At 61.3% G+C, this 11,694-nt stretch carries 9 protein-coding genes, 5 tRNA genes and 1 pseudogene; 1 reads left to right on the top strand and 14 read right to left on the bottom strand.

Annotation, left to right across the window (positions count from 1 at the left end):
• Nucleotides 1-2: 2 nt before the first annotated feature.
• The 8 genes from clpX to AC52Q4_RS08240 all read right to left on the bottom strand — a co-directional run bounded on the left by clpX (nucleotide 3) and on the right by AC52Q4_RS08240 (nucleotide 4,741).
• Nucleotides 3-1,280 (bottom strand): ATP-dependent Clp protease ATP-binding subunit ClpX, encoded by a 1,278-nt coding sequence (gene clpX, locus AC52Q4_RS08275; RefSeq protein ID WP_495536320.1) that lies wholly within the window; start codon nucleotides 1,278-1,280, stop codon nucleotides 3-5.
• 218 nt (nucleotides 1,281-1,498) lie between these two features.
• Nucleotides 1,499-2,143 carry an ATP-dependent Clp endopeptidase proteolytic subunit ClpP gene (gene clpP, locus AC52Q4_RS08270; protein WP_495536319.1) on the bottom strand — a complete coding sequence of 215 codons (645 nt, stop codon included), beginning with the start codon at nucleotides 2,141-2,143 and terminating at the stop codon, nucleotides 1,499-1,501.
• Complete coding sequence (tig, locus tag AC52Q4_RS08265) at nucleotides 2,140-3,504, bottom strand: trigger factor (protein ID WP_495536318.1); 1,365 nt, start codon at nucleotides 3,502-3,504, stop codon at nucleotides 2,140-2,142. Before tig ends, clpP begins: the two co-directional genes overlap by 4 nt.
• A gap of 70 nt (nucleotides 3,505-3,574) precedes the next feature.
• Nucleotides 3,575-3,662: transfer RNA gene (locus tag AC52Q4_RS08260), tRNA-Leu, on the bottom strand.
• Between the two features lie 630 nt (nucleotides 3,663-4,292).
• Nucleotides 4,293-4,368 (bottom strand) — tRNA-Lys (locus AC52Q4_RS08255).
• Nucleotides 4,369-4,378: 10 nt separating this feature from the next.
• Nucleotides 4,379-4,454 (bottom strand) — tRNA-His (locus AC52Q4_RS08250).
• Nucleotides 4,455-4,493: 39 nt separating this feature from the next.
• Nucleotides 4,494-4,570: transfer RNA gene (locus tag AC52Q4_RS08245), tRNA-Arg, on the bottom strand.
• 94 nt (nucleotides 4,571-4,664) lie between these two features.
• Nucleotides 4,665-4,741, bottom strand: a tRNA-Pro gene (locus tag AC52Q4_RS08240).
• Nucleotides 4,742-4,924: 183 nt separating this feature from the next.
• Here AC52Q4_RS08240 and folD point away from each other — a divergent pair.
• The gene (gene folD / locus AC52Q4_RS08235; RefSeq protein ID WP_495536317.1) at nucleotides 4,925-5,785 is read left to right on the top strand and encodes a bifunctional methylenetetrahydrofolate dehydrogenase/methenyltetrahydrofolate cyclohydrolase FolD; all 861 of its coding nucleotides are present in this window, start codon (nucleotides 4,925-4,927) and stop codon (nucleotides 5,783-5,785) included.
• Between the two features lie 68 nt (nucleotides 5,786-5,853).
• On the opposite strand, the gene radA is transcribed toward folD, so the two are convergent.
• From radA to rpsR, 6 genes and pseudogenes are all read right to left on the bottom strand, one after another.
• Complete coding sequence (gene radA / locus AC52Q4_RS08230; RefSeq protein ID WP_495536316.1) at nucleotides 5,854-7,212, bottom strand: DNA repair protein RadA; 1,359 nt, start codon at nucleotides 7,210-7,212, stop codon at nucleotides 5,854-5,856.
• An 86-nt stretch (nucleotides 7,213-7,298) separates the two neighbouring features.
• Nucleotides 7,299-8,390 carry an alanine racemase gene (gene alr, locus AC52Q4_RS08225; RefSeq protein WP_495536315.1) on the bottom strand — a complete coding sequence of 364 codons (1,092 nt, stop codon included), beginning with the start codon at nucleotides 8,388-8,390 and terminating at the stop codon, nucleotides 7,299-7,301.
• Nucleotides 8,387-9,772: a replicative DNA helicase gene (gene dnaB, locus AC52Q4_RS08220; protein WP_495536314.1), complete on the bottom strand. Its 1,386-nt coding sequence runs from the start codon at nucleotides 9,770-9,772 to the stop codon at nucleotides 8,387-8,389. Before dnaB ends, alr begins: the two co-directional genes overlap by 4 nt.
• A 202-nt stretch (nucleotides 9,773-9,974) precedes the next feature.
• Nucleotides 9,975-10,424: a 50S ribosomal protein L9 gene (rplI, locus tag AC52Q4_RS08215; protein WP_495536313.1), complete on the bottom strand. Its 450-nt coding sequence runs from the start codon at nucleotides 10,422-10,424 to the stop codon at nucleotides 9,975-9,977.
• Between the two features lie 39 nt (nucleotides 10,425-10,463).
• Nucleotides 10,464-11,354, bottom strand: coding sequence for a hypothetical protein (locus tag AC52Q4_RS08210; RefSeq protein WP_495536312.1), 891 nt, complete (start codon nucleotides 11,352-11,354; stop codon nucleotides 10,464-10,466).
• 24 nt (nucleotides 11,355-11,378) lie between these two features.
• Nucleotides 11,379-11,600, bottom strand: a pseudogene (gene rpsR, locus AC52Q4_RS08205) (30S ribosomal protein S18); the annotation flags it as partial.
• Nucleotides 11,601-11,694: the final 94 nt, after the last annotated feature.

Genomic DNA, 11,694 nt, shown 5'->3' with positions numbered 1-11,694 from the left:
GGTCAGTCAGATGCCGCCACCGGCTGATCCGATCCTGCATACATGACGAAGGGCTTGGATTCGCCGCTTATGACCGACTCGTCAACGACCACCTTACTGACATGCTCCATCGAAGGCAGCTCGTACATCGTATCCAGCAACACGCGCTCGATCAGGGTGCGCAAGCCACGTGCACCCGTCTTGCGCTCCATTGCATTGCGCGCCACGCCGCGCAAGGCATCCTCTCGGAACTCAAGCGTCGCGCCTTCCATCGTGAACAGCTTCTGATACTGCTTGACCAGCGCGTTCTTGGGCTCCGTGAGTATCCGCACCAGCGCCTCTTCGTCGAGTTCGTCCAAGGTCGCCACTACCGGCATGCGCCCGACGAATTCAGGAATCAAGCCATAGCGGATAAGGTCCTCCGGCTCCACGTCCCGCAGCGAGTCACCGATGCTCTTGCGTTGATCCCGCCCCTTGATTTCGGCAGAAAAGCCAATGCCCCCACGCTCAGAACGCTGCTGAATGACCTTTTCCAGCCCTGCAAAAGCTCCGCCGCAGATGAATAGAATATTCCCGGTATTCACCTGGAGAAATTCTTGCTGCGGATGCTTGCGACCACCTTGCGGCGGCACCGAGGCGATTGTTCCCTCGATCAGCTTCAGCAGTGCTTGCTGGACGCCTTCACCCGAGACGTCACGGGTGATGGACGGGTTATCCGCCTTGCGGGATATCTTATCGATCTCATCGATATAGACGATGCCCTGCTGAGCTTTTTCGACATCATAATCACATTTCTGCAACAGCTTCTGAATGATGTTCTCCACGTCCTCGCCGACGTAACCCGCCTCTGTAAGCGTCGTTGCGTCAGCGATGGTGAAGGGCACATCAAGCAGACGCGCCAGCGTCTCGGCCAACAAGGTCTTTCCCGAGCCCGTCGGGCCAATGAGCAGGATATTGCTCTTTGAGAGCTCGACGTCGCTCTTCGAGTGGCTGGCTTCCATGCGCTTGTAATGATTGTAAACCGCGACCGACAGAACCTTCTTCGCCTGCTCCTGACCAATGACGTAGTCATCCAAAACGGTCTTGATCTCGTGCGGCTTTGGAAGCTTGCTACCCGTCCCCGCGGCCTTTTCCTCCATTTCCTCACGAATGATGTCGTTGCAGAGCTCGACACATTCATCGCAGACGAAAACGGATGGACCCGCAATGAGCTTGCGGACCTCGTGCTGGCTCTTACCGCAAAACGAGCAGTAGAGCAGCTTGCCGCTTCCGTCGCCCCTGCCGTTCTCTCTGTCAGTCATTATGTCAACCTCGAACGTGGCAGAAGGACTCCGTAAACCTTGCCTTCTTTTCCTGGCTCACGCAAGAGCGCAGTGGATGATTGGGAAACTTGGGCGCCCCCTGCCCGCTCACGGGGCGGGTGACACACAACCCTTCATATCTCTAAAGATGGGCCGAACTCGACTTTAGTTCAAGCACCAAACGACAATTTGGCGGTGGCAATCGGCCCAACCTGGCATCATGACTCGGCTCCCGCGAGCTTGGCCCGATCTCTCAGCACCCCGTCCACGATGCCGTAAGCCTGTGCCGCTTCCGGGCTCATGAAGTTATCGCGTTCGGTGTCCCGCTGAATCGTTTCGATGTCCTGCCCGGTGTGGTGAGACAATATCTGATTCAAACGCTCGCGCATCGTCAATATCTCACGGGCGTGAATCTCGACATCGGTCGCCTGTCCTTGGAAGCCACCGAGTGGCTGATGAATCATGATGCGGGAATTCGGCAGGCAATAGCGTTTGCCGGCGGCGCCACCGGTAAGCAGCAGCGCGCCCATGCTCGCGGCCATACCGATACAAACCGTACTGACGTCGGGCTTGACGAACTGCATGGTGTCATAGATGGCAAGGCCAGCGCTGACCACGCCGCCGGGGCTGTTGATATAAAGATGAATATCCTTGTCTGGGTTCTCTGACTCCAGGAACAATAACTGTGCAATCAACAGGTTGGCCTGATGATCCTCTACCGGCCCCACCAGGAAGATGACCCGCTCCTTCAGCAGCCGCGAGTAGATATCGTAGGCGCGTTCACCCCGGGCGGTCTGCTCCACCACCATCGGAACGAGGCCAGTGGCCATCGGCGTCTGGTGTCGATCACTGGATGTGCTCATGATGCGTTCACCTCGTTACCTTCACCTTCGGACTCGCCGACTTGGCCTTCGGGTTCACCTTTGATGCCCATTAGCTCATCGAAGCTCATTGCTTGATCCTCTACTTTCGCTCGTTCGAGGATCCAATCCACCGTCTGATCCTCGATGACCGCAAGCTCCACCTTTTCCATTGCCTGGCGGTGCTCCATGTAATACTGCAGCAGCTCTTGTGGCCGTTCGTGGTTGGAGGCGAGCTCATGCAACGCCTCCTGCAGGCGCTTCTCATCCAGCCGAATATCGTTCTTACGCACGATCTCCTTGATCAACAGGTAAAGCGTGACCCGACGACGCGCTCCCCGCTCCAGCGCCGAGTCGGAGATATCTGCCGCCTGCTCATCCTGGCCGAACTGCTGCATTCGGTGCAGCGCCCGCTCCCGCAGCACCTTCAGCTCGGCGGCCACCAACGAATGAGGCAATTCCAGTGCCTCATTACTCGACAACAGCTTGTCCAAAATCTGTTGCTTCAATTGTGTGCGCACCGCCCGATCCCGCTCCACCTCGAGGCTCTCGCGAACCTGGGCGCGAACCTGCTCGAGCCCCCCTTCTTCGACACCCAGGCGCTTTGCGAATTCATCGTCGAGCGCAGGCAACTGCGGTTCCTCGACGTGATCAACGGTGACATGAAAGGTCGCCGTCTTACCGGCAAGCTGCTTATCCGGGAAGCTATCCGGAAAAGAGTACTCGATATCCTTCGTGTCCCCGGCCTGCAAACCCTTCAAGGCCTGCTCGAACTCCGCCGGCATCTGACCCGAGCCAATCCGCACCGCCACCCCTTTGCCGCGGTCCCCCTTGAACCCGCCACCGTCAACCTCCCCCCAGAAATCAATGATGACGCGATCGTCATCGGTTGAACGGCGTTCCACGGTGGTGTAATCGACCTTTTGCCGGCGCAACTGCTCGATGACCTTGTCAAGGTCCGCGTCCGTAATCTCCACTGCCGGGCGTTCCACCTCGAGCGCATCGAGCCCTGCAACCTCGATCTCCGGCAGGATCTCGAACGTCGCGGTGTATTCGAGATCCTCGCCCTCTTCGGTCGGCAGCGGCTGAATATCCGGCGCACCGGCCGGGCGCAACTCCTCCTGCTCCAAGGCTCCAACATAGGCCGCACGGAGCAGCTCTGTCACCACCTCTTCGCGGACCTCGGCGCCATAGCGCTTTTCCACCACCTTGTATGGGACCTTGCCGGGCCGAAACCCATCCAGTCGCACCTGACTCTTCAAAGAGGTCAGCCGTGACTTCACCTCCTTGTCAATGCGCTCGTTAGGAACCTGGAACTTCAGGCGACGCTCCAGGCCCTGGGTCGTTTCCACAGATACTTGCATCGAGCCTACCTCGTGCGCAGCTCTTTCGACCTTCGATCGTGGTCGAGGTGCGTGGGCTGAATTTACGGTGTGGTGCGAAAGGAGAGACTCGAACTCTCACGGGGGAGCACCCCACTGGGACCTAAACCCAGCGCGTCTACCGGTTCCGCCACTTTCGCCTCAAAGCTTGATGGAATTATACAGGCAGTACCGCAAGCGGCCAAAAGGCTCTCATCGCCAGGCAACAGGCGCCGCTGGGGTCTTCATTATGGCTGCCGCCGTCCACCGGCCGACGGTGAAAGATGTCAGTGTAGCGAGCGGACCGGGCGGGACCAGCGCCCCGTGACGGTGGGTCAAAGAACAAAGGCTTGGAATGAACTGCCGGCACAGCAACCCAAATCAGCGCGCCCTCACAAGCCATAGCGATCTACGGCACGCGCACATTATTGCCTCCCGCCATGACCCCCTTGCATGAGATCGGGCGCTGCGGAACGAGCGCCCCCCGCGTTGGAAGGAAATCGCTTTGCGAGCGCCGATAATGCACGGGCGAGCGCTACCGTCAATTCCCAGGCGGCCTCGTGCCAGTTCCACTGATCGTGTGGACCTGCACGAGATGAACCTTGCTGATACCCCACGCCGTGGGGCATTCGTGATTCGCCGCAAGCTAACTCCGCGGACGCGCCGCCTGGGTTAGGGTAGATGCTGGGGCAAAGGATCGAACGATCCTACTGCATAACGCCAAAACGAGCCTGCGTTGGATGTGCGAAAAAAGCGCGGGTGAAAGGTCCTATCTCACCCTACCGTCTCTTTGGTGGGCCGCCAGGGACTCGAACCCCGAACCGACAGATTAAGAGTCTGCTGCTCTACCAATTGAGCTAGCGGCCCGAATTTTATTTGGGGTGAGCGATGGGATTTGAACCCACGACCGCCGGAGCCACAATCCGGAGCTCTACCAACTGAGCTACGCCCACCATAGTGCGGGTCGCCCGTCCTTGGATCCGCCGAGGAACTGGTACGCCCGGCAGGATTCGAACCTGCAACCGTCGGCTTAGAAGGCCGATGCTCTATCCGGTTGAGCCACGGGCGCATAACCGACCGCCTCTGTGCCATGTGCTGAGAGAAAACGCCGGGTGATCGGCTGTCGCCAATTGCCAGCGACTGCCAAGCCCCGCGAGGCTGCTTGGTCGGGGTGGAGGGATTCGAACCCCCGACTTCCTGCTCCCAAAGCAGGCGCGCTACCAGGCTGCGCTACACCCCGTTGGGCCCTCGCCCGATACGCGCCGCGCGTCCCTTACCATCGGCACGGAACGGCAGAATAATACGCACGCCCGGGCCCGCCGTCAAACCGGTCGCCTTGTACGGCGCAGTACCGCGTGAGACAATCCGCCTCCCGCTATTGTCGTGAAATCCGCGAGGATTGGCAAATTAACGGCTTATCGCCATGAGTGCCCGCATCATCGACGGCAAGGCCATCGCTGCGACTATTCGCCAACGCGTCGCCGAGACCGTTCGCACGCGCCTCAGCGCTGGGCTGCAACGCCCAGGGCTCGCCGTCATCCAGGTAGGAAGCAATCCGGCTTCGAGCATCTACGTTCGCCATAAGCGCCAGGACTGCGAAGAGGTCGGCATCCGCTCCGAGGCTTACGAGCTGCCCGCGCAGACCACCCAAGAGCAGCTGCTGACTCTGGTGGAGCGGCTCAATGCCGACCAAAGGGTCGATGGCATTCTCGTGCAGCTGCCGCTGCCGGAACACATTGAAGCGCAGGCCGTAATCGAGCGTATCGCCCCCGACAAGGATGTTGACGGCTTTCACCCCGAAAATGTCGGTCGCCTGCTGTTGCGCCTGCCTGGCTTGCGCCCGTGCACGCCTCATGGCGTGATGACCCTGCTCCGGCACATACAGGAGCCGCTAGAGGGGAAGGACGCGATCATTATTGGTCAGTCGAGCATCGTCGGCCGCCCCATGGCCATCGAGCTGCTCAATGCGCGTTGCACTCCGACTATCTGCCATAGCCGCACGCGGGATCTGGCGGTCAAGGTGGGTAATGGCGACATCGTGGTCGCCGCCGTCGGGCGCGAGCATTTCATTCCTGGAAGCTGGATCAAACCCGGCGCGATCGTTATCGATATCGGAATCAACCGTAACGCTGCCGGCAAACTGCTCGGGGATATTGAATTTGCCGAGGCTTGCGAGCGGGCCGCCTGGATCACGCCCGTACCGGGCGGGGTGGGGCCGATGACGCGAGCCGCACTGCTGGAGAATACATTGCTCGCCGCACAACACCGTGATAACCGTGCCTGAAATCGTGTGCGCGACGGACGTGGCCGCGATCCGGCCCTGCCGAGCGCCGTGGCCGCGCTTCTCCTGAGCTAAAAAAGGACGCTCACCGCCTCACCCAATCGTTGCACTGCCACGACGTCAAGGCCGTTCGGCCCACGACCACGCCGTGGCCGGTTCTTAACCGACACCAAAGCGCGTCGAAAGCCATGCTTGGCGGCTTCCTGCAAACGCTGCTCGCCGTTGGCAACGGGGCGTATCTCGCCTGCCAGACCAATCTCACCGAACATCACCCAATCCTGCGCAATAGGCCGATCGCGCAGGCTGGAAAGTACTGCCATGAGCGCCGGTAAATCGCTCGCCGTCTCGCTCACCCGCACACCACCCACTACGTTGATGAAGACATCCTCGCCTGCCGTAGTGATGCCGCCATGGCGATCCAGCACGGCCAGTAGCATAGACAAACGATTACCGTCCAGACCGACGGCGACAGGCCGGGGCGCGCTCGACGAGCTTCCCGCGACCAGCGCCTGGATTTCCACCAGAAGCGGCCGCGTTCCCTCTCGCGTGACCGTAATGCCGCTACCGGCCACGGCATCCACATGTCGGGTGAGAAAGAGTGCCGAGGGATTGCCCACTTCGCGCAAGCCCGCTTCAGTCATCGCAAAGACGCCGAGCTCGTTAACAGCGCCGAAGCGGTTTTTCACCGCCCGCAACAGACGATAGCGACTGGCACTGTCACTCTCGAAATAAAGCACCGTATCGACCATGTGCTCCAGCACACGTGGACCGGCGAGGTGTCCTTCCTTGGTCACATGCCCTACCAGTAACAGCGCGGTACCGCTTTGCTTGGCAAAACGGATCAAACGTGCGGCGCAGTCGCGAACCTGGGCGACGGAGCCCGGAACGGAGCCGGGCGCGGTGCCGTGCAACGTCTGCACGGAGTCCACCACCATCACGGTCGGCCGCTTCGCATTCGCCGTTGCCAGCACGGCCTCCACCGCTGTCTCCGCCAATATCTGCACGTTGGCAGCCCGGACGCCGAGACGCTTCGCGCGCAGCGCCAGCTGGTGCAAGGACTCCTCGCCGGTGACGTACAACGTAGAGACATCGCCGGATAGCCGCGCCATCGTCTCGAGCAGCAAGGTCGACTTTCCGATCCCCGGGTCACCGCCGAGCAGCACGACGCCGCCTCGTACCAGACCGCCGCCGAGGACGCGGTCGAATTCGGCGCTTCCAGTGGCGAAACGCACCTCCTCGACTAGCGAGACCTCACGGAGCACGGCGACGTCGCGTTCGTGGGCCTCGCCTCCAGAGGAAGCCCGGGCATCGGTAGCGCTGGTCTGCGCGAGGGTATTCCACGCCCGACACCCCGAGCATTGTCCCACCCACTTGGCGGCGGCGGTGCCACACTCCCGGCAGACGAACACGCTGGGCGCCCTAGTTTGCATACACCCGTTCGTGCCGTAGCTTGGACGGAATGCTCCTGCCTGCGCCGGTCGCCGCGCTCCGCACGATCGGCGCGAGCACGGGCCTGCTAGGCTTTTGCCCTGTTGGGGTCGACATAACGGAACTCGACGCGACTGGTAATCCTGCATAGCAGCTCATAGGCGATGGTGCCGCAATGCTCGGCAACGCGCTCTACGGGCAGGCCCGGGCCCCAAAGCACGACCAAGTCCCCCACCCGGGCGTTAGGGACCGGGCGCAGGTCGACACTGAGCATATCCATCGACACGCGGCCCACCAACATCGATTTGCGCCCGGCGACCAGCAACGGTGTCCCGCTGGGAGCATGCCGTGGATAACCATCACCATAACCAATGGAGACGACGCCTACCGGCATCGGTTCGGGACAGGCATAGATTCCACCATAGCCGACGAGGTCACCCTGCCGAAGATGATTGATGGCGATCAGCCGCGCCTCCAGAGTCTGCACCGTCTGCAAATCCGTGCATTCGCGATCATCGAGAAACGGAGAGCAGCCGTAGAGCATGATCCCCGGACGAACCCATTGCGCATGGGTCTGCGGCCAACCGAGCGTAGCGGCGGAATTGGCGATGCTGCGCTCTCCTGGCAAGCCCAGGCAGGCGTTTGCGAAAGCTTCGAGCTGCAGCCACGTGGTGGGATCGCGCCGGTCATCGGCACGCGCGAGATGGGTCATGAAACGGATGCTGGCCACGCATGGCATGGCGCACAGCCGCTCGTAGACGTGGCGTACCCGCTCGGCGGGGAAACCGAGCCGGTGCATTCCCGTATCCACCTTGAGCCAGACGTCAAGTGGCCGACGTAACGTCTGGCGTTCCAGCAACGGCAACTGCCACTCGGCATGAATCACCGGATCGAGTGCCAATCGATCGAACAGCGGCAGCTCGTCCTCGTCGAAGTAGCCGGCCAAAAGGACAATCCGGTGCCGATAGCCCGCCGCGCGCAATTGCTTGGCCTCCTCGAGGCAACTCACGGCAAAAGCATCCGCTCGCGCCAGCGCCGCGGCGACCCTAAGCAGCCCATGGCCGTAGGCGTTGGCCTTGAGCACCGCGAGAACGCGCGCTTGCGGAGCCGATTGGCGAGCCACCGCTAAATTGTATCGCAGTGCACCAAGGTCGACGGTGGCCCGGGCCAAGCGGGTCACGAAAAGCCCTCGCCTCGATAGCCGTCGTCGATGTAATTCTCGAACCGAGTGTATTTGCCGAGAAAAGTCAGCCGCACGGTGCCGATGGGGCCATTGCGCTGCTTGCCGATGATGATCTCTGCTGTGCCCTTGTCCGGGCTGTCCGGATTGTAGACTTCATCACGATAGATGAAGACGATGACGTCGGCATCTTGCTCAATGGCGCCGGACTCGCGCAGATCGGACATGGCGGGACGCTTATTGGGGCGTTGCTCGAGGCTGCGATTGAGCTGTGACAACGCGACCACTGGTACCCCCAATTCCTTGGCCATCGCCTTGAGCGCACGGGAAATCTCGGCGATCTGGGTCGCACGGTTTTCTGTATGGCCCGGCAGGTGCATGAGCTGGAGGTAATCGACCACGATCAGGCTCAACCCGTGCTCACGCTTGAGTCGCCGCGCGCGCGCTCGCATTTCCATGGGCGTCAAAGCCGGCGTATCGTCGATGAAAAGCCGTGCTTGAGAGAGCAGATTCATGGTGCTGGTCAGCCGCGGCCAATCGCTGTCTTCCAGACGACCGGTGCGGATTCTCTGCAGCTCCACGCGCCCGAGCGAGGAAAGCATGCGCATCGCGAGGGCTTCCCCCGGCATCTCCATGCTGAACACCGCCACCGGTTGGTCCCCGCGCATTGCGGCGACTTCCGCGAGATTCAACGCGAAGGTTGTCTTGCCCATGGAGGGGCGCCCGGCAATGACCACCAGATCACCAATTTGCAGTCCGGCGGTCAAGTGATCGAAATCGGTAAACCCCGTTGCCAGACCGGTGACATCGCCCTGCTGGAGATAGAGCGTGTCGATACGGTCCACCACTGTCGGCAGTATGTCCTTTACGCCGACGAATCCCTGGCGGTGACGCTGCAGCCTTTCTCCGATTTCGAAGATCAGGCGCTCCGCTTCGTCGAGCAAATCACTGCTGCTGCAACCCTCCGGCCGGTAGCCGCTGCCCGCGACCTCCGTTCCGACCCGGATCAGATGTCGCAGCACCGACTTCTCCCGGACGATGTCTGCGTAAGCGCGGATGTTGGCGGAACTGGGAGTATCCCGGGCGAGCGCCCCCAGATAGGCGAGCCCGCCCGCCTCCTCGAGCGAGCCTTGGGTCTTCAGCCACTCGGACAGCGTCACGACATCCATGGGCTGACCGGCTTCGCCGAGGGCTTCTATGGCCCGAAATATAAGGCGGTGATCACGACGGTAGAGATCTTTGTCGACAACTCGGTCGGCCACTTGATCCCAGGCATCATTGTCGACCATCAGGCCACCGAGCACGGCCTGCTCTGCCTCGATCGAGTGCGGCGGAACCTTGAGTGCCTCGGTTTCACTTAAAACCGCATTCACGTCCACCATCGATCATCCTCCGCACCAGCCGAGCCCGCCCCCAGCCCGGCTTTACTGGCGGAATGCAGCGCACCACCCCCGCCCTGCGCCCCAGCCCGTCGAAGAGACGGGGCGAGAAGGTGGCGAAGGGGATGGATCGCGGCCTGGAAAACGGTCTAGCACACCTTCGCTAGCCGGCACACCGTGCCGAATCGATCACCCTGCGTTTCCGCTACTCCTCGGCAACGATGCTCACCTTGACCATTGCATCCACATCCGTATGCAAATGCAGTTCAACATCGAATTCCCCACAGCTTCGTAGCGGACCGTTCGGTAAGCGTACCTCGCTACGGTGAACTTCAACCCCGGCACGGGTAACCGCATCCGCGATATCGGCGGTACCGACCGATCCGAACAGTTTGCCCTCCTCACCCGCCTTCGCGCGCAGCGTCACGGTGAGTCCGGACAGCTGCTCGGCACGCTGCTCTGCGGCCTGCAGCGCCTCGGCGGCGGCACGCGCTAGCTCCTCCGCGCGCTCCTCGAAGTACTTGATGTTCTCCGGCGTTGCAGGTTTGGCCTTGCCGTAGGGAAGCAAAAAATTGCGGCCGTATCCCGGCCGCACCCGTACTCGGTCACCGAGGCTACCGAGGTTCTCGACCTTCTCGAGCAGAATCACTTCCATTACTGAGTCCCCATCCAGTTATGTATGCACGAGTGCTGCTCAAAGCGAGCCGCCTGGGTCCGACGACCCCTCGCTGCGCCGTCGCAAATCAAGGAACACGTCGATGAGGCCCACCACTGCCACCAGCTGGATCACCAGAGGGAGGAATAGGTAGACCAGTCCCAGACACAGCTTGCCCCAGCGCCGACCTGCAGCGAAAAAATGCAGCAGGCCCAAGGCCTGCAGCACGAATGCCGTGCTGAGCACGAAAGCAACATCGTAGACCAATCCTCGCCCCAGCACCGTTCCCGCCAGCAGCGACGCCAACACCACCCACGCGAACCAGCGTTCCAGCCGCAGCGCATGAAACTCCGCTTGGAAACCGCCGGGATTATACAGCATGGCCTGCCACCAGCGGCCCAGGAGTAAGCTCGCAACCGCCAACCCAAGCAGATTCACACCCCATAGTCCTGTCATCTGCGGTGCGAGGACGGCCACGACCTCCTCCCAAGCCGTGACACCGGAATCCGACTGTGCGGGAAGCAGCACGCGCGCCTGCCCGAATACCTCACGCCAATAGCCGGCGGTATCCGGATGCACTATATGAAATATCGCCACAGCAAGCGCCGCCAAGCCCCCCGCCATCTCCACGGCTTGTGCCAGGGAGACGCTGTGCCGCAACCACAAGGCCATCAAGAAGACAGGCAGCCAGAGCTGCAAAATCGGCTGCAGGGCCGGCTCTGGGGTGCCAGCCAGCGCTCCCACCAATATCAGCAGCGCCAGCGCCGCCCCACCGCCGACGAGGGCGCCTTCCACGGCACCGCGCCGCAACGTCACAAGAGATAGGGCGCCACCACTGACCCAGAGAAATAGCGGCACCATCGCACTTGCGAAGACGACGAAAACCGCCGACATCCGGCCACGCATGATGAAGTCGGCGAAACGCCTCACGGCCAAGCTCGGGTGGCAGGCTGATCAGTGGCGGTCAGTGTAGGGCAGCAAGGCCAGATAGCGCGCGCGCTTGATGGCACTGGCAAGTTGGCGTTGATACTTGGCACGCGTTCCAGTGATCCGGCTGGGCACAATCTTGCCGGTTTGTGTATTGTAGTTCTTGCGCGTGTTGAGACCCTTGTAATCGATCTCCTTGACACCCAGGGCCGTAAATCGACAGTTCTTTCTGAGACGGAATAATCGAGCCTTATCCTACACCTTTTCTGGTTCCTCTTCGGCGCCAACCGCTCGTACTGGCTGGCGCTGATTATCTACGGTTTCTCTCCGCCTCGTTGACGGG

This window comes from Nitrococcus sp., assembly GCF_059432795.1.
This window is presented reverse-complemented; position numbering and strand designations above follow the sequence as displayed.